15 protein-coding genes are annotated in these 18,854 nt (G+C 67.4%); 10 read left to right on the forward strand and 5 right to left on the reverse strand.

What is annotated here, in order from left to right; translation table 11 throughout:
• Positions 1-5 precede the first annotated feature (5 nt).
• The 8 genes from ACUZUJ_RS20060 to ACUZUJ_RS20095 all read left to right on the forward strand — a co-directional run bounded on the left by ACUZUJ_RS20060 (position 6) and on the right by ACUZUJ_RS20095 (position 11,969).
• Positions 6-3,128: an efflux RND transporter permease subunit gene (locus tag ACUZUJ_RS20060; protein WP_049447274.1), complete on the forward strand. Its 3,123-nt coding sequence runs from the start codon at positions 6-8 to the stop codon at positions 3,126-3,128.
• 245 nt (positions 3,129-3,373) lie between these two features.
• The gene (locus ACUZUJ_RS20065; protein ID WP_458220665.1) at positions 3,374-5,443 is read left to right on the forward strand and encodes a TonB-dependent siderophore receptor; all 2,070 of its coding nucleotides are present in this window, start codon (positions 3,374-3,376) and stop codon (positions 5,441-5,443) included.
• A gap of 129 nt (positions 5,444-5,572) precedes the next feature.
• Complete coding sequence (yccS, locus tag ACUZUJ_RS20070; protein ID WP_101766185.1) at positions 5,573-7,750, forward strand: YccS family putative transporter; 2,178 nt, start codon at positions 5,573-5,575, stop codon at positions 7,748-7,750.
• Positions 7,751-7,892: 142 nt separating this feature from the next.
• Positions 7,893-8,687 (forward strand): SDR family NAD(P)-dependent oxidoreductase, encoded by a 795-nt coding sequence (locus ACUZUJ_RS20075; RefSeq protein WP_101766452.1) that lies wholly within the window; start codon positions 7,893-7,895, stop codon positions 8,685-8,687.
• Between the two features lie 140 nt (positions 8,688-8,827).
• A complete protein-coding gene (locus ACUZUJ_RS20080) occupies positions 8,828-10,717 on the forward strand; it encodes an MFS transporter (protein ID WP_049447270.1) in 1,890 nt (629 codons plus the stop codon).
• 181 nt (positions 10,718-10,898) lie between these two features.
• Entirely contained in the window at positions 10,899-11,186 is a 288-nt protein-coding gene (locus ACUZUJ_RS20085) for a CD225/dispanin family protein (RefSeq protein WP_458220664.1), read from the forward strand.
• A gap of 34 nt (positions 11,187-11,220) precedes the next feature.
• On the forward strand, positions 11,221-11,499 hold the full coding sequence (locus tag ACUZUJ_RS20090; protein WP_014648653.1) for a CD225/dispanin family protein: 279 nt from the start codon (positions 11,221-11,223) through the stop codon (positions 11,497-11,499).
• A gap of 44 nt (positions 11,500-11,543) precedes the next feature.
• Positions 11,544-11,969 (forward strand): DUF2752 domain-containing protein, encoded by a 426-nt coding sequence (locus tag ACUZUJ_RS20095; protein ID WP_014038725.1) that lies wholly within the window; start codon positions 11,544-11,546, stop codon positions 11,967-11,969.
• A gap of 473 nt (positions 11,970-12,442) precedes the next feature.
• On the opposite strand, the gene ampE is transcribed toward ACUZUJ_RS20095, so the two are convergent.
• The 5 genes from ampE to ACUZUJ_RS20120 all read right to left on the reverse strand — a co-directional run bounded on the left by ampE (position 12,443) and on the right by ACUZUJ_RS20120 (position 16,123).
• Complete coding sequence (gene ampE, locus ACUZUJ_RS20100) at positions 12,443-13,330, reverse strand: regulatory signaling modulator protein AmpE (RefSeq protein WP_049447267.1); 888 nt, start codon at positions 13,328-13,330, stop codon at positions 12,443-12,445.
• Between the two features lie 134 nt (positions 13,331-13,464).
• Positions 13,465-14,370 (reverse strand): NAD(+) diphosphatase, encoded by a 906-nt coding sequence (nudC, locus tag ACUZUJ_RS20105; protein WP_101766188.1) that lies wholly within the window; start codon positions 14,368-14,370, stop codon positions 13,465-13,467.
• Positions 14,371-14,486: 116 nt separating this feature from the next.
• Positions 14,487-14,879 carry an iron-sulfur cluster insertion protein ErpA gene (gene erpA / locus ACUZUJ_RS20110; RefSeq protein WP_005419789.1) on the reverse strand — a complete coding sequence of 131 codons (393 nt, stop codon included), beginning with the start codon at positions 14,877-14,879 and terminating at the stop codon, positions 14,487-14,489.
• Positions 14,880-14,910: 31 nt separating this feature from the next.
• Positions 14,911-15,375: a bactofilin family protein gene (locus tag ACUZUJ_RS20115; RefSeq protein ID WP_014038728.1), complete on the reverse strand. Its 465-nt coding sequence runs from the start codon at positions 15,373-15,375 to the stop codon at positions 14,911-14,913.
• Between the two features lie 4 nt (positions 15,376-15,379).
• Entirely contained in the window at positions 15,380-16,123 is a 744-nt protein-coding gene (locus ACUZUJ_RS20120) for a DUF6776 family protein (protein WP_049447264.1), read from the reverse strand.
• Between the two features lie 179 nt (positions 16,124-16,302).
• Here ACUZUJ_RS20120 and ACUZUJ_RS20125 point away from each other — a divergent pair, with 179 nt between their 5' ends.
• Together ACUZUJ_RS20125 and ACUZUJ_RS20130 are read left to right on the forward strand one after the other, a co-directional pair.
• The gene (locus ACUZUJ_RS20125; RefSeq protein WP_049447262.1) at positions 16,303-16,920 is read left to right on the forward strand and encodes a DUF4126 domain-containing protein; all 618 of its coding nucleotides are present in this window, start codon (positions 16,303-16,305) and stop codon (positions 16,918-16,920) included.
• Positions 16,921-16,964: 44 nt separating this feature from the next.
• On the forward strand, positions 16,965-18,854 hold the full coding sequence (locus tag ACUZUJ_RS20130) for an EAL domain-containing protein (protein ID WP_458220663.1): 1,890 nt from the start codon (positions 16,965-16,967) through the stop codon (positions 18,852-18,854).

Genomic DNA, 18,854 nt, shown 5'->3' on the forward strand with positions numbered 1-18,854 from the left:
GCACGATGAACCTGTCCGGCCCCTTCATCCGCCGCCCGATCGGCACCGCGCTGCTGGCCATCGGCCTGTTCATGGTCGGCCTGATCTGCTACCTGCGGCTGGGCGTGTCGGCACTGCCGAACATCGAGATCCCGGTGATCTTCGTGCATGCCAGCCAGTCCGGCGCCGACGCGGCGACCATGGCCTCCACGGTCACCGCGCCGCTGGAACGCCATCTCGGCCAGCTGCCGGGCATCGACCGCATGCGCTCGTCGAGCTCGGAAGGCAGCTCGCTGGTGTTCATGATCTTCCAGAGCGGCCACAACATCGATTCGGCGGCGCTGGACGTACAGACGGCGATCAACTCGGCACAGGCCGACCTGCCCTCGGGCATGGGCTCGCCGATGTACCAGAAGGCGAACCCGAACGACGACCCGGTGATCGCCATCGCGTTGACCTCGCAGACGCAGTCCGCCGACGAGCTGTACAACGTCGCCGATTCGCTGCTGGCACAGCGCATCCGCCAGATCAGCGGCGTTGCTTCGGTCGACATCGCTGGCGCTTCGACGCCGGCGGTGCGCGTGGACGTCAACCTGCGCCTGATGAACGCGCTGGGCCTGACCGCCGATGACCTGCGCAACGCCGTACGCGCGGCCAACGTGACCTCGCCCACCGGTTTCCTCAGCGATGGCAACACCACCACCGCGATCATCGCCAACGACTCGGTCGCGCGTGCCGCCGACTTCGCCGACCTGGTGGTCAAGACCCAGGGCGACGGCCGGGTGATCCGCCTGAAGGACATCGCCAACGTCTACGACGGCCAGCAGGATGCCTACCAGGCCGCATGGTTCGACCACAAACCGGCGGTGGTGATGTACGTGTTCACCCGTGCCGGCGCCAACATCGTGGAGACCGTGGACCGGGTCAAGGCACAGATCCCGACCCTGCGCGACTACCTGCAGCCGGGCACCACGATGACGCCGTACTTCGACCGTACGCCGACCATCCGTTCGTCGCTGCATGAAGTGCAGATCACCCTGCTGATCAGCCTGGCGATGGTGGTGCTGACCATGGCGCTGTTCCTGCGCCGGCTGGCACCGACGCTGATCGCCGCGGTGACCGTGCCGCTGTCGCTGGCCGGTGCCGCGCTGGTGATGTACGTGATGGGCTTCACCCTGAACAACCTGAGCCTGCTGGCGCTGGTGATCGCGATCGGCTTCGTGGTGGACGATGCGATCGTGGTGATCGAGAACATCATGCGCCACCTCGACGAAGGCATGCCGCGCATGCAGGCGGCACTGACCGGCGCCCGCGAGATCGGCTTCACCATCGTCTCGATCACTGCCTCGCTGGTGGCGGTGTTCATCCCGCTGCTGTTCGCCAGCGGCATGATGGGCGCGTTCTTCCGCGAGTTCACCGTCACCCTGGTCGCGGCCATTGTGGTCTCGATGATCGTCTCGCTGACGCTGACCCCGGCGCTGTGCAGCCGCTTCCTCAGTGCGCACGACCACAGCGCGCCACCGTCGCGCTTCGGCCGCTGGCTGGATGCCGGCCACGAGCGCATGCTGCGCATCTACACCGTGTTCCTCGATTTCTCGCTGCGCCACGCGCTGCTGATGTCGCTCACCCCGTTGATCCTGATCGGCGTCACCGTGTTCCTGTTCGGGGCGGTGAAGAAGGGTGCGTTCCCGCCGCAGGACACCGGCCTGATCTGGGGCCGCGCCAACTCCAGCGCCACCGTCTCCTTCGAGGACATGGTCGCCCGCCAGCGCCGCATCACCGACATGCTGATGGCCGACCCGGCAGTGAAGACCGTGGGTGTCCGCCTGGGTAGCGGCCGCCAGGGCTCCAGCGCACAGTTCAACATCGAGCTGAAGTCACGCAGCGACGGCCGCCGCGAAACCACCGCACATGCGTTGGCGCGACTCAGTGCCAAGGCCGATCGCTACCCGGACCTGCAGCTGCGCCTGCGCGCGATCCAGGATCTGCCCAGCAACGATGGCGGCGGGTCCAGCCAGGGCGCGCAGTACCGCATTTCGCTGCAGGGCAATGACCTGGCCGCATTGCAGGAATGGCTGCCCAAGCTGCAGGCGGAACTGAAGAAGAACCCGAAGCTGCGCGACGTCGGTACCGACGTGGACAATGCCGGCCTGCGCCAGAACATCCAGATCGACCGCGCCAAGGCCGCGCGCCTGGGCATCACGGTAGGTGCCATCGATGGCGCGCTGTACGGTGCGTTCGGCCAACGCCAGATCTCCACCATCTATTCGGACATCAACCAGTACAGCGTGGTGGTCAACGCCCTGCCCTCGCAGACCGCCACCCCGTCGGCGCTGGATGAGGTGTACGTGCGTGCGCGCAACGGCGACATGGTGCCGATCACCGCGGTGGCTACCCAGATGCCCGGCCTGGCCCCTTCGCAGATCACCCACGAAAACCAGTACACGACGATGGACCTCAGCTACAACCTGGCTCCCAACGTGAGCATGGGTGAGGCCAAGGCGATCATCGATGCCACCGTGGCCGGCATGCGCATGCCCGGCGACATCCGCCTGGCCGACGATGCGGGCTTCGGCTTCAACTCCGACCCCAGCGACATGCTGATCCTGGTGCTGGCGGCGATCCTGACCGTGTACCTGGTGCTGGGCATGCTCTACGAGAGCCTGATCCACCCGGTCACCATCCTGTCCACGCTGCCGGCGGCAGGCGTCGGTGCGCTGCTGGCGCTGTTCGGCACCAACACCGAGCTGTCGGTGATTTCGATGATCGCGCTGGTGCTGCTGATCGGTATCGTCAAGAAGAACGCGATCATGATGATCGACTTCGCACTGGTGGCGCAGCGCGAGCATGGGCTGGCGCCGCGCGATGCCGCACGCGAGGCCAGCATCGTGCGCTTCCGCCCGATCATGATGACCACGATGGTCGCGATCCTGGCGGCCGTGCCGCTGGCGATCGGCCTGGGTGAAGGGTCCGAGCTGCGCCGCCCTCTGGGTATCGCGATGATCGGCGGCCTGCTGTTCTCGCAGAGCCTGACCCTGCTCAGCACGCCGGCGCTGTACGTGATCTTCTCGTGCCTGGCCGAGCGCTGGCGCGCACGCCGCGCACGCAAGCGCGAAGCGAAGCTGCTCAAGCGCGCGCAGCGGGCCTGATTGGATCTGCCGGCCAGCGGCCGGCACTACCGTGGGCGCGGACGGTGGGTGCGGACCGTTGGTCCGCACGCTGGTGGGTTTGACGTGCCATAACGAAAAGAGAACAATTCCCATCCAGCCATGGTCCTGCGCCCCTTCGCGGCGCCCCGCTGCCCTCTCCGGCAAGCCTGCGTGATCCCAGCCATCAAACTTTCCCCCACATGTGGGCGGATGGCGCGTGGCCGTTCGCCGAGGATGACTGAACCATGCTCCTGCACCCACTCTGCCGCCCGGCCCTGCTTGCCGTCTCCCTCTCGCTGGCCTGTGCCGCGCATGCCCAATCCACACCAGAGCGCGCCAATCGCAACCGCAGTACCACCGAGCTGGATGCGGTCAAGGTCACCGCCGAACGCACCCACGCCGACACCGGCGCCCTTGGCGATCGCGCCCTGCGCGATACCCCGTTTGCGATCACCGTCGTGGGCCGCGAGCAGATCGAGCAGCGCCAGGTGGTGTCACTGGGCGAAGCCTTCCTGCTCGACCCTTCGGTCAGCACCCAGGTCAGTGCCTATGCCAGCGGCTGGAGCTCGCCGATCCGCAACCGCGGACTGGAACTGAACTACGACAGCTATCGGGTCAATGGCCTGCAGGTTTCCTCGTGGGGTACCGAGTGGCCGCTGGAGGTGATGGAGCAGGTCAATCTGATGAAGGGGCCGGGCGGCTTCCTGTATGGCTTCGGCACTCCAGGCGGCATCGTCAACTACATCACCAAGAAGCCGACCGACACACCCACGTTCTCCGCCCAGCTCGGCTGGCGCGAACAGGGCATCGTCAGCGGCGGCATCGACGTTGGCGGCCGCTTCGGCAACGAGCAGATGTTCGGCTACCGCTTCAATGCTTTCGAGGAAAAGGGCGAGACCTTCAATGGTGGCCACGTCGATCGCAAGGTGGGCGCACTGTCGCTGGACGCACGCCTGAGCGATGCATTGATCTGGACCTTCGACGGCGTGTTCCAATCACGCGAACTGCGCGAGGAATCGCCGCAGTACTACTTCCGTGGCGTGACATCGTTGCCGCGACCGATTGCCGGGGATGCCGACAACAGTGTTCCCGGCACCTACTACGACACCCGATCCAGCCTGCTGTCGACCGGCTTGAACTGGCAGATCAACAACGACTGGAAAGCCAGCCTGAGTTACGGCGTCACCACCTCATGGAATGACGTCAACAAGATCTTCGCCTACATCGACTCGCCCAACGGTGACTATGACGTCAATGTCTACGAGCTGGGCGGCAAGAGCGAGTGGAAGCTGGCCCAGGCGATGCTGCAGGGCAGCTTCCGCACCGGCCCCCTGCAGCATCAGGTGGTGGCGGGCATCAGCCACCAGACCGGACTGGGCTGGGACCGCCCCTACGAATGGAACCTGATCGGCCGCGCCAACCTTTACCAGCGCCACGCCATCCGCCATGACGCTGTCGGTTCACGGGTGATGACCCGTGGCGACGAGACCGTGCAGCAGGCGGTGTTCGCAAGCGATACCGTCGATCTCGGCAGCGGCTGGTCGGCACTGGCGGGTTGGCGCTACAACGACTATGAGACCAAGGGCCGCTACCACACCTACCCGGTCACCCCGACCTACGCCGTGATGTTCAAGCCCAGCGAGGCGGTCACCCTCTACGCCAGCTACATCGAATCGCTGGAAGCAGGCAACCGCGTAGGCAACAGCTACGTCAACGCCGGCGACGTGCTCGACCCGACCATCAGCAAGCAGTACGAGATCGGTGCGAAGGTCGAGGCGACACGCTGGAATGCGAACGTGGCGGCGTTCCGGCTGGAGCGTGGCGCCAACATCGATGAACTCACACCTGCCGGCAAGCGCCTGGTTCAGGACGGCATCACACTGTACGAAGGCATCGAAGCCAGTGCCGACCTGCACCTCAACGATGCACTGAGCATCGGCGGTGGCGTCACCTGGCTTGACCCGACCTACGACAAGCTGTCCCCGACCAGCGCCGCACAGGAAGGTAACCGTACCGCCGGTGCTGCGCGCTGGAGCGGGGTACTTCATGCCACCTACCAACTGCCATGGGTTGATGGGCTGGAGACCTACGCCGCCGTGCGCTACTACGGCGATGTCTGGTATGACGCCGACAACACCCTGAAGCTGCCCGACTACACATTGGTCAATGCCGGCATCGGCTATCGCCTGCTCGCCTCCGGCCACCCGGTGACCGTGCGCGCCAGCGTCGAGAACCTGGCCAACCGGAAGTACTGGTCCAACGCCGGCGCCGGCCTGCCGCGCACGTTCGCTGTGAGCGTGCGCTGGGAGATGTAAGGTGCCGGTCCCCGCCGTCCATGCGGACCACGGGCCCGCATATGGACGGTGGGTGCGGACGGTTGGTCCGCACTCCATATTTCACCCCACACCCGCAATAATGTTGGAGGACCCTTCCACCGAGCCTGCATGCCCGCCCGACAGTCCCGCCTCAGCCGCCTCTGGGCCCACGAAAAGGCCAGCTACGGCCTGCGCGTGTTCATCGCGCTGGCCACGGCCGTTGCCGTGTGCTGGCAGTTCGATGCGCTGACCGCCCTGCCCGGTGTGTTCCTGGGCATCATCGCCAGCGCCATCGCCGAGACCGACGACAACTGGTGGGGCCGGACCAAGGCCGTGGCGCTGTCGCTGCTGTGCTTCTGCATTGCTGCGGCCTCGGTGATCTGGCTGTTCCCATGGCCGTGGATCTTCATCGGCGCGCTGGCATTGTCCACCTTCGGGCTGACCCTGCTTGGCGCGCTCGGCGAGCGCTATGCGTCCATTGCCCAGGCCACGGTGACCCTGGCGATCTACACCATGATCGGCCTGGAACAGCACGGTGCCAGCGACCTGCACAGCGCGCTGGACGCGGTCAGCCACCTGCTGGCCGGCGCAGTCTGGTATGGCCTGCTGTCGATCCTGTGGACCGCGCTGTTCGCCAACCGGCCGGTACGTGAGCGCGTGGCGCGGCTCTACCAGGAACTGGGCCGCTACCTGCAGCTGAAGGCCGCGCTGTTCGAGCCGGTGCGCGAAGCCGACCTGCAACGTCGCCAGCTTGATCTTGCCGAACAGAACCGTCGTGTGGTCGGTGCACTGAACGAGGCCAAGACCGCGATCCTGGCCCGCTTCGGCCGCTCCGGCCGCCCCGGCGTGAACTCCGGCCTGTACCTGCGCCTGTACTACATGGCGCAGGATTTCCACGAACGCGCCAGTTCTTCGCACTACCCGTATGGCGCGCTGGTGGACGCGTTCTTCCACAGCGACGTGCTGTATCGCTGCCAGCGCCTGCTCGACCTGCAGGGGCAGGCCTGTGCCCGCCTGGGCGAGGCGATCCGCCTGCGCCGTCCGTTCGTATACGGCGAAAGCAACCAGCAGGCCGGGCGCGACCTGGCCGATGCGCTGGCCTACCTGCGCGACCAGCAGCGGCCGCAATGGCAGCGCCTGCTGGGCTCGCTGGACCTGCTGGTGCACAACCTGCGCAGCATCGAACGGCGCCTGCTGGATGCCGAACGCTCCGAAGCGAGCCTGGACAACGTCGATACCCGCCTGCGCGACAGCAACCCGCACACCCTGCGCGAGATGGGCGTGCGCATCCGCCAGCAGCTCACGCCCGGTTCGGTGCTGTTCCGCCACGGCCTGCGCATGGCGCTGGCGCTGATCGCCGGCTTTGCAGCGATCCGCCTGTTCAATGCGCAGAACGGTTCGTGGGTGCTGCTGACCATCGTGTTCGTGTGCCGGCCCAACTTCGGCGCGACCCGCCAGCGCCTGGCACAACGCATCGTCGGCACCCTGGCCGGCCTGGTACTGACCTGGGCGCTGCTGCAGCTGTTCCCGCAGCTGCACGTGCAGCTGCTGATCGCCCTGCTCTCTGCGCTGCTGTTCTTCTTCACCCGCACCGACCGCTACCTGGTGGCGTCGGCGGCGATCACCGTGATGGCACTGACCTGCTTCAACCTGATCGGCGATGGCTTCGTGCTGATCGTGCCGCGCATGGTCGATACGGTGCTGGGCTGCGCGATCGCAGCGGCGGCAGCATTCCTGATCCTGCCTGACTGGCAGGGCCGGCAGCTGCATCTCGTCCTGGCACGCGTGCTGGACACTGCGGCTCGCTACCTGGATTCGGTGCTGGGCCAGTACCGCAGCGGCATGCGAGACGACCTGGCCTACCGCATCGCGCGGCGCGACATGCACAACGCGGATGCCGCGCTGTCCACCGCACTGTCGAACATGCTGCGTGAACCCGGCCATGTGCGCCGCAATCTGGATGCCGGCTTCCACTTCCTGGCGCTGTCCAACACGCTGCTCGGCCATCTGTCGGCATTGGGCGCGCATCGCGACCAGGTGGACAGCTATGCTGGCGACCCGCTGGCATTGGCGGCCGGCGAGCGCGTGCGCAAGGCACTGCAGCAGCTGGCTTCGGCCCTGACCGCGCGGCAACCGGTCGCGGAAGATGACAATGACGCCGACCGCGCAGTGGCCGCCGAGCTGGAGCAGATCGACGAGGCAATGCCGCCGAAGCTGCAGCTGATCCGCACGCAGATGGCGCTGGTGCTGCGGATGCTGCCGAAGGTGCGGGCAGCGGCCAATGAAGCGGTGACCAGCCTGACCTGATCCCTCATCGCTGAATCGGGCACGCCATCCATGCATGGCGTGGATCCGCTGCGCCGTGTGCAACGGCGCATTGCATCCAGCGCTGCAGTTCGATCACGCGGCCACGCGGATACTGGGCAATCCCCCGCTCCGGATCATCGCCATGAAAATCGAACTCAGCGGTCGCACCGCGCTGGTGACCGCCTCCACCGCCGGCATCGGCCTGGCCATCGCCCAGGGCCTGGCTGCCGCAGGTGCGCGCGTCATTCTCAATGGCCGCAGCACCGACAGCGTCGAGCGCGGCCGCCAGCACCTGCTCGCCGCCGTGCCGGGAGCCGACGTGCTCGGCATCGCCGCCGACCTCTCTGAGGGAGCCGGTGTCGAAACACTGTTGGCCGGCCTGCCCAAGGTCGACATCCTGGTCAACAACGCCGGCATCTTCGGCCCACAGGACTTCTTCGAAACCGATGACGCGACCTGGGAGCGCTACTGGCAGACCAACGTGATGTCCGGCGTGCGCCTGTCGCGTGCGCTGCTGCCGGCGATGGTCGATGCCGGCTGGGGCCGCGTGCTGTTCATTTCCTCCGAATCGGCACGCAACATCCCCGCCGACATGATCCATTACGGGGTCAGCAAGACCGCGCAGCTGTCGTTGTCGCGCGGCCTGGCCAAGCGCGTGGCCGGCAGTGGCGTCACCGTCAACGCGGTGCTGCCCGGCCCGACCCTGTCCGATGGTTTCGCGGCGATGTTCGAGGATGAACGCCAGCGCAGCGGCAAGCCGCTGGAGCAGATCGGCCGCGAGTTCGTGATGGCGCACCGGCCGTCCTCGGTGATCCAGCGCACTGCCACGGTCGAAGAAGTGGCCAACATGGTGGTGTACCTGGCCTCGCCACAGGCCTCGGCGACCTCGGGTGCTGCGCTGCGCGTGGATGGCGGCGTGGTCGACGATATCGTCTGAGAGTGCCGACAGGTGTGCGGACCAACCGTCCGCACCCACAGTCGTGGGGCTTCAGTAGATCCACGCCATGCGTGGATGCATCCCGCCATGGTCCCGACGGGTGGGCAGGAATGCTAGGCTGCGCCGGTCAAGGAGGTTCCATGTCCGGTCACAACCAGTTCGCCCTGCTGCGCCAGCGCCGTTTCCTGCCGTTCTTCGTGGTCCAGGCGCTCGGTGCGTTCAACGACAACGTGTACCGGCAGGCGATCATCAGCATGTTGCTGTTCATGGCCGTGCCGGAGGAAGAACTGGGGCTGTATGCCACGCTGGCGCCGGCCATCTTCATCCTGCCGTACTTCCTGTTCTCGGCGCTGGCCGGGCAGATCGCCGACAAACTGGAAAAATCGCGGCTGATCGTGATCACCACCACCATGGAGATCGTGATCATGTCGCTGGCGGCCACCGGCTTCCTCACCCAGAGCCTGCCGGTGCTGCTGGTCGCACTGTTCTGTACCGGCATGCAGTCGACCCTGTTTGGGCCGGTGAAGTATTCGGTGCTGCCGTCGGTGCTCAGGCCCGAAGAGCTGACCGGCGGCAATGGCCTGGTCGAGATGGGCACTTCGATGTCGATCCTCTCCGGCATGATCGTCGGCGGCCTGGTGTTCACCGTGGCCGGCAGCCACGGCACAGTGGTGGCTGCGTGCGCGATCATCGCCCTGGCGATCTGCGGCAACATCGCCGCCCGCCTGATTCCCAAGGTCGATGCCGGCGACCCGAACCTGAAGATCAACTGGAATCCGTTGCCGGAATCGCTGGCGGTGCTGCGCATGGCGCGCCAGCAGAAGGCCGTGCGCAACTCGATCCTGGGCGTGTCCTGGTTCTGGTTCGTCGGCACCGTGCTGACCTCGCAGCTGCCGGCCTACGCGGTGACCAACCTGGGTGGCCAGCCGACCCTGTACATCTTTGCGCTGGCCCTGTTCTCGGTCGGCACCGGCGTCGGCTCGCTGTTGTGCGAGAAGCTGTCGGCCCGCACGGTGGAAATCGGCCTGGTACCGCTGGGTGCGTTCGGCATGACTGCGTTCCTGCTCGACCTGTACTTTGCCCGCAGCGGCGAAGCGACGGTGCACGGGCTGACCATCGGGCCGTTCCTGCAGCAGCCCGGCAGCATCCGCATCGTCATCGACCTGATCGGCATCGGCCTGTTCACCGGCATCTTCGTGGTGCCGCTGTTCGCGCTGATCCAGAGCCGCACGCCGAAGGCGCAGATGTCGCGCGTGTTCGCCGCACTGAACATCCAGAACTCGGGTTTCATCGTCGCTGCGGCGCTGCTGTCGCTGGCCGCCCACAAGCTGCTGCACTGGACCATTCCGCAGCAGTTCCTGGCGCTGGCCATCGCCAACGCACTGGTGGCGATCTACATCTTCACCATCGTCCCCGAATTCCTGATGCGCTTCCTCAGCTGGCTGATGGTGCGCACCCTGTACCGGCTGCGCCCGCACGGCATCGAGGCCAACGTGCCGGACGAAGGCGCCGCACTGCTGGTCTGCAACCACGTCAGCTACATGGACGCACTGATCCTGTCGGCGACCATCCCGCGCCCGGTGCGCTTCGTCATGTACTACAAGATCTTCAACATCCCGGTGATGCGCTGGATCTTCCGGACGGCCAAGGCCATCCCGATTGCCGGGGCGCGCGAAGACCCGGCGCTGATGCAGCGCGCGTTCGATGAGATCGACGCCGCGTTGGCCGAGGGCGAACTGGTCTGCATCTTCCCCGAGGGCGCCCTGACCCGCGACGGGCAGATGGCGCCGTTCAAGTCCGGCGTCGAGAAGATCCTCGAGCGACGGCCGGTGCCGGTGGTGCCGATGGCGCTGCGCGGCATGTGGTCGAGCATGTGGAGCCGCCGCGACAGCCGCCTCGGCCGCATGCGCGTGCCGCGCCGTTTCCGCGCCACCGTCGAGGTGGTGGCAGCGCCGGCCGTCGATGGCCACACCACCAGCGCCCCGGTGCTGGAGGCCCAGGTGCGGGCCCTGCGTGGTGATCACGCCTGAAGGAACCGGCCCGTCCAGCGGGCCGGGTGACCTCTCCACATACGCCAGCGTCCAGTGGCGAACACGGCATGCCGTGGCTGTAAACGCATACATGCAACGCGGGTTGAGGTAGATTACGCACCCACAGGGGGGAGGTTCGGCCGTTTCAACATGGCCGGCCACCAAGGAATGGAGTCTCGCTTTGAATCAACCGCCACCGCTCAGCCGTCCGGTCTACATCCCCAACCATCTGGTCTGGGCGATCCTGACGACGCTGTTCTGCTGCCTGCCGTTGGGCGTGGTGTCGATCGTCTATGCCTCCCAGGTCGATGGCCGCCGCGCGGCCGGCGACCTGCCGGGGGCCTACAGCGCGTCGCGCAAGGCGGGCTGGTGGGCGTTGGCTTCGGCCGTGGCCCTGCCGGTCCTGTTGCTGTTGTGGTTCGGGCTGTTCGGCGGCTTGGCCGTACTGGGCGCTCTTTCCGACCAATGATTCACCACCACCACCCATCAAGGAGCTTGAACCCATGAACACCGCCACTCCGCAGGTCCCGAACAATCTGGTCTGGGCCATCCTGAGCACCCTGTTCTGCTGCCTGCCGGCCGGCATCGTGTCGATCGTCTACGCCGCCCAGGTCAACGGCAAGCTGGCCGCTGGCGACATCGCCGGTGCCCAGGACTCCGCCGCCAAGGCCAAGAAGTGGGCCATCTGGTCGGCCATCGCCGCCGTCGTGGTCGGCGTGCTGTACGGCATCCTGATCGTCGCTGTCGGCGGCATGGGTGCAATGAACAACAGCGGCTACTGATCCGCGTGGACGGATCCGGCGCCCGCGCCGGATCCGTTGCTGCAATGTCCGCACTTCCCGCCCGCTCCCGATTCGCCCGCTGGGCACCGCTGCTGGCCGCCACCGGCCTGGCCGCTGGTGCCGCGGTGGTGCTGCGCAACGTCAATCCGTATGTCGCCGGCAATCCCTTGCCGAGCTGCCCGCTGTACGCGCTGACCGGCCTGTACTGCCCGGGCTGTGGCAGCACCCGCTGCCTGTATTCGCTGGTCCATTTCGACCTGCCCGGCGCGATGGCGATGAACCCGCTGCTGGTCATCAGCCTGCCCTTCCTGCTGCTGATGCTGCTGAACGTCGCCGGCATCCGTCCGCGCGTGCTCGACCCGCTGATGCGGGTATTGGCCAATCCCACGTTCTGGCTCTGGGTGCTGCCCGGGTATGCGCTGCTGCGCAACCTGCCGTGGGCACCGTTCACCGCGCTGGCACCGATCTAGGTTTCCAGCCAACGGCGCGGCCCCTCGTGGTGGGCGGCGTTTGTCGATCATGGGGTTGGCCGGGCGGGTAGGCTGCGCAGGGGCCGCTGCAAGTACGTCCATGTAAGCTCGGTCGCCGCATCCATGCGGCTCACGCCCCTGCGCAGCCCACCCACCCGGCCACGGACAGTTTCCGTGTGCGTCCACCACGGAAAAGAAAGAGAAGATCAAAAGCGGAAGCGGATCGCTTCGCTGCGCTTGCTCGGAGCCGAGCATGGCTCGGCTCTACAGAACATCCGTCACCGGAAATCTGTCGCGGGTGGGGCGGTGTGGGGCTGCAGGACCGTTGGCGCCATGGATGGCGCCATCGAGCCCCCAAGGACGGGTTTACGGCGTGTCCTGCAGCCCCACACCGCCCCGCCCAACCATCACCAATCCAGAGCTGCTGTTGCTGTTGCCTCTGCAGGTGCAGGGCTGCAAGCCCTGCAATACAACTACGTCACCCAGCCTGCAATCACCAGCAGGGCCAGGATCGCCAGCCACAGCAGCAACATCCGCCACACCAGGCTCATCGCATCGCGCAGGTCCGGCAGCCGCTGCCACACCGGCAGCAACCCCGCCTCGGTGTAATCGTGCGCATCCTCGCGCAGCTCGGCGTTGACGCTGGCCCGCGCCACCGCGCCCAGGAATCCGATGTTGCCCGCCAGGCGTTCGCCATGGGCCTGGCGCCAGGCCTTCCACGCCGTATCGAAGTTGCCCACCAGCGCCATCGAAAACGCCATCAGCTGCGCCACCGGCCACTCGATCCAGCCCAGCAGGCGCTGCGCCAGCGCCAGCGGCTCCACCGGCACGCGTGCACGCATCGGGCTCTCCGCCATCAATGCCAGCAGCCGGTAACCCAGCGCGCCCGCCGGGCCCAGCAACAGGAACCAGAACAGCACCGCGAACCAGCGACGCAGCGCGTTGAGCACGGTCGCCTCGACCAGCGACGGCACGTCCTCGCGCAGGCTGCCACCGGCGGCCTGCAGGTTGCGCACCGCAGCCTGCCGCGTCGCGGCGTCGTCCGCATCGATGATCGCTTCGATATCGCGGTCCAGGTCGCGCGGCCCCCAGCACCAGGCCAGCACCGCCACGCCCAGCAGCAGCGACGGCAGGCCAAACAACACCCCGCGCAGCAGCCAGGCCAGCAGGCCCATCAGCAGCAGCGGCGGCAACAGCGCCAGCGCCACGCCTGCCGCGCCCTGCCAGGCCTTGCCGCCATGCGCGTCCAGCCAGCCCAGCCATCGCCGGAAGCCGTCGAAACGGCGCAGCGAGGCGGCAGCGGCCGGGGCAACATGGCCCAGGGCCAGTGCCACCAGCACGGCGGCCAGAGTGGTGAACATGGCAGGTCTCCCTACGAAACAGAACGCTCGGCGCCGCTACCTTACCTGTCGCAGCGGCGCCCTCCGCGATGACCCGCACTGTAACCCGGGCCGTGTTCAGGTGGCGGCAATACAGGCGCCGCAGCCGGCCGGGTTCAGCCCGCGTGCTGGCGGTACCAGTGTTCGATCAGGCCCCGCGAGATCGAGATCGGCGGCGACAGGCGGATGCCCTGGCCATCGTCCTCCACATCGCGTGCCAACGCAGCGCCCACCTCTTCGGCACTGAACCAGCGCGCGTCCTCCAGTTCGCCATCCACGGTCGGCAGGTCATCCTGCGCCTGTGCACGGAAGCCGACCATCAGCGCGCCGGGGAACGGCCACGGCTGCGAACCGAGGTACTGGCAGGCGGTCACCCGCACTTTGCTCTCCTCGTGGACTTCGCGCACCACGGTCTGCTCGAAGGTCTCGCCCGGTTCGACGAAGCCGGCCAGCACCGAGTAGCGACGCGGTGCCCAGTTCGACTGCCGGCCCAGCAGCAGCCGGCCCTGGTTCTCCACGGCCACGATCACGGCGGGATCGACACGCGGATAGTGCTCGGTGGCGCATTGCCCGCAGCGGCCGACGAAGCCACCACGAGCAAACGCCACGGCGCCGCCGCACACGCCGCAGAAGCGGGTGCGCGAGTGCCAGTAGGACATGCCGCGGGCATAGCTGAAAGCGGTCGCATCGGCCATCGACCACAGCAACGCGGCCTGGCGCAGATCAAGCCGGCGTGGTGCGCTGATGGTGACGTTGGCGGCTTCAACCGAGAACCACGCCTGCTCCCCGCGCAGGCCAAGGAAGATCGCGGCACCCGGGCCGCCGCCGATGTCGGCACCGCTCAGCGCCAGCGGCTGATCGTCATCGCCGGTGAAGGCGCTGCCGTCCTGATCGAGCACGAGAATGCGCGCACCCGGCCACAGGCGCGCCAGTGCATCGGCATCCTCGCGCAGGGCATCGGCGCGCTCCAGCGGTTCGCCAACGAAGGCGAAACCGGAAAGCGGCGAAGGAGTATTGGGCATCCGGCAAGCGTGCCGCCAATCGATGCGGGTGGCAAGGTCGGCACTGTGCGCAGTTTGCCCGTGTGCTCCACGGGCGAGGTTGCGGGCACCGCGCATCCACGCATGGCGTGGATCTACTACATGCTGAAGCTGCTGCCGCAGCCGCAGGTGGTCTTCGCGTTCGGGTTGCGGATCACGAACTGGGCACCGGTCAGGCTCTCGGTGTAGTCCACCTCGGCGCCCATCAGGTACTGCAGGCTCAGCGGGTCGACCAGCAGGGTCACCCCGCTGGTCTGTACCGCCAGGTCGTCCTCGGCACGGTTCTCGTCGAACTCGAACCCGTACTGGAAGCCCGAACAGCCGCCTCCCTCGATGTACACGCGCAGGGCCAGGTCGGGGTTGCCCTCTTCCTGGATCAGGGATTTGACCTTGGCGGCCGCCGACTCGGTGAAGTTCAGCGGGCGCTCCAGCGACTGGTAATCGGGCGCGGCAACCGGGGTGGCGCCGGGCAGGGAGACTAGCGTGCTCATGGTGTCAGCATGGGGGTGCCGACGATGGCTTTCAAGCCATCGCCTCGGCCAGCTTGCGGCGTGCGGCGGTGTCGCCCTTGCCATCATTGGCGTCGTCGCCTTCCGGCGCCGGCAAGGCCGCCATCGGCGCGCTGGCATGGATCAGGCGGCCGTTCAGCTGGGCACCCGCATTCATCTCCACCACCTGGTAGTGGACGTTGCCATTGACCCGTGCGCTCGGGGTCAGCTCGACCTTCTCGGTGGCGTGCACATCGCCGTCCAGGCGGCCACTGATGACCACCACCTGGGCGCGGATCTCACCCTCGATCACGCCATGCTCGGCGACCGTCAGGGTCGCGCCACTGGCGCCTTCGGCGGCAATCACCTTGCCGTGGATGCGGCCTTCCACATACAGGCCCCCACTGAATTCCACATCACCGCGGATCACCACCTGGTTGCCGATCAGGGCATCCACCACCAGCTGGCCTTCCCGGTTGGATTTGCTGCTTCCGAACATCTGCCTACTCCCCTTTGCTGGCCGGCGCGCCGGCCTGTTTCCAGTCGAATACCTGGGTGGTACCCCCCGTACCACTCCCCAATGTCACCCGCACGCGTTGCGGGGTGAAGTCAGCCGGCAGCATCACGCTGCCGGTGATCTGCTGGAAGTACCGGAACGAGTAATCCTGTCCCGGTACCTTGCTGCGCTGGTGCAGATCATCCCAGCTGATCGTGGCCAGCTTGCCGTTCTTCACGCCTTCCACGGTGAAGCGCATCTGCCCCTGGCTGATGGCACCGCGGTTGAGGTTCTGGGTCAGCACAGCGGTGTACTGCCAGGTGCCGGCCGCTTCCGGGCTGAACTCGATCGAGTGGGTGTTCAGGCCCTTGCGCTGGCTGGTCGAACCGACCAGCCGCTCATAGAAGGCGACGTCGGCGCGCAGGCCGGCGATTTCCTCATCGCGCTCGGCCAGCGAGGATTGCACCTCGGTGTTGGCGGCGCGGCTGATGCGGTCGGAGGCTTCCAGCGTGGCCTGCTTCTGGCGCAGTTCGGTCAGCTGCGCCTGCAGCGTCTCGGCACGCTTCTCGGCGGCCTGCAGGCGCTGGCCCTGGGCATCACGCGGCGTGGCCATCCAGCAGCCGCCGAGCACCGCCAGCACCAGGCTGAGCAGCCAGATGCCGCCGATCACCAGCAGGCGGCGGCGGTCGACAGGCGGTCGCGGCGCGCCGGGCAGGCGCACCTGCACGCGCATGGGAGGACGGTTGGTCATGGGTGGTTTCCGGGGTATCGCGAGGGCGACACCGTTACGGCCCCTGTGGCAAACGACGGGCTAGTGTATGACAGGACGGGTGGGTTTCCTGCGCAGTGGCCGGCCACGGTCTGTGGCGTTCAGGCACGCCATCGTCGATAGTGTGGCCCCCTGCACAGTTCCGTCGCCGGAGCACCGCCATGACCGAAGCCCACCTGTTCGTGATCGGCATCCTGCTGGCCTGGCTGGCCGGCATCCGCGTCTACCTCACCGTGTTCGGCGTCGGCCTGGCCGGCCTGCTCGGCTGGGTCGACCTGCCGCCCGCCCTGCAGGCCACTGAATCGTGGTGGGTGCTGGGCACATCGGCGGCGCTGGCCATCGCCGAGTTCTTCGCCGACAAGATCCCCGGCGTGGACTCGGTCTGGGACCTGGTGCAGACCCTCGCGCGCGTACCTGCCGGCGCATTCCTCGCGGCGGCCACACTGTCGCCGGATGGCCAGCTGGGCACCGGTGCGCTCGCCGCCGGTGCCGGCGTCGCTCTGGCCAGCCATGGCCTGAAGGCCGGTACCCGCGCCCTGCTCAACACCTCGCCGGAACCGGCCAGCAACTGGGTCGCCTCCGCCGCCGAAGACACCGTAGTGATCGGCGGACTGGCGCTGGCCCTGGCGCATCCGTGGATCGCGCTGGTGGTGGTGCTGGCCTGCAGCCTGGCCGGCGCACTGCTGGTGTGGCTGGTCTGGCGCGCACTGTGGAAGGGCGTGCGCTGGCTGGCGCACGGTGCATCGGCACCACCGCCAGGGCACACCGGTACCGGTTGAGCGCCGGGCTTGTCGCATAATGGACGCGAACACCAGGAGCACCGATGGCCGCAAACGAATCCCCCGCGGGCGCCCGCCCGGGACGCGCTGAAACCCCTCCGGCCGATCATTGGCAACGCTGGGCGCCCGAGGCGGCAAACCCCGCTGTGGCCGCACCGACGGTTGCGACCCCGCGGCCCATCGCGACCGATGCCCCGGCGCCGCTCAACAGCGCACCGCCGCCGCTGCCCGGCCCGATCGCACTGGCCGAAGCCGGCAACAACGATCTGGCCCCACCGCCATCGGACTCGCCTTACCGCGTGCTGATCGTTGAAGACGATCGCGCGCAGGCCCTGTTCGCGCAGAGCGTGCTGCACGGCGCCGGCATGCAGGCGATCGTGCACAGCGATGCCGATGCCGCGCTGCAGGCGATCAAGGAGCACCGCCCCGACCTGATCCTGATGGACCTGCACCTGCCCGGGCTGGACGGCATGCGCCTGACCGCGCTGATCCGCCAGCAGCCCGGCCTGCAGCTGCTGCCGATCGTGTTCCTCAGCGGCGATCCGGATCCGGAGCGCCAGTTCGAGGTGCTCGACAGCGGCGCCGACGACTACCTGAGCAAGCCGATCCGGCCCCGCCACCTGATCGCAGCGGTGGCCAACCGCATCCGCCGCGCACGTGCCCAGGCCGCGACCCTGCCGGGCGCTACCGGCGCACCAGCCACCAGCAATCCGGAAACCGGCCTGCCGACGCGCCACCACGTGCTGCAGCAGCTCAACACCGCACTCGCCCACCGCGATCAGGGCGGCGTGTTCTTCATCGAAGTAGCCAGTGCGCTGGGCCTGCGCGAACGCTATGGCTATGCGGCGTTTGAACGGCTGATGGTGCAGGCCGGGCAGCGCCTGGCCGAAGCCGGCCATCCGCACCTGCTGGCTCGCCTGAACGACAACAGCTTCCTGCTGCTGGCCCGCAACGCCGACGAGGACGCCCTCGAAGGCATCGCCGCCACCCTGCGCGAGCAGCTGTCGGCACGCGCCTTCGTGATCCGCGACGACGAATCCGTGCACCTGCGCGGCGTGGTCGGCTATGCGCCGCTGTCGCCGGGTTTCGAGGATGCCAACAGTGCGCTGGAAGCGGTTGAGCGCACCACCCTGCAGGCACGCCTGCTCAGCGCCGGCGTGGCGGGCCACGTGCATCGCCAGGCGGTCAACGAACAGGAACACCTGGCGCTGCTGGAAGGCCAGCTGGAACTGGCCTACCAGCCGATCGTCGCCGTGGCAGGTGGCAACACCGCGCAATACCAGCTGCTGCTGCGCCTGCGCCAGGCCGATGGCACGGTGCTGGCAGCCGGCCAGGTGATCCCGGCCGCGGAAGCCGCCGGGCGCATCGCCGACCTCGACCAGCAGGTGATGGACCACGCGCTGGGCCTGCTGGATCTGTACCGGCACGCGACGCAGCCGTTGAACCTGTTCGTCTCGCAGTCGCTGCGTACCCTGCAGCGCGATGCCTTCGCCGACTGGCTGCTGGAATCACTGCAGCAGCGTGACCTGCCCGGCAGTGCGCTGGTGATCGACGTGCGCCTGCCCGACGCACTGATCCACACCGTCCCGCTGCAGCAGTTCTGCCAGCGCATGGCCGGTGCCGGGGTGCGCTTCTGCCTGAGCCAGTTCGAACCCAGCGGCGAGGCCGATGCACTGCTGACCCAGCTGCCGCTGTCGTTCGTGCGCATGGCTGCGCGCTTCTCCAGCAGCCATTCCAATCCGGCCACGCGCGAGGAACTGCGCAAGGCGATCGAACAGGCCCATGCCGCCGGGCTGCAGATCATCGGCCAGCAGATCGAGGATCCGCAGGCTGCAGCAGCGATGTGGGTCGGCGGCGTCGACTACATCCAGGGCAACATGGTGCAGTCGGCCGGCAGCGACCTGAACTTCGACTTCCACAACGCGGTGCTCTGA

Source organism: Stenotrophomonas sp. S4, assembly GCF_054187805.2.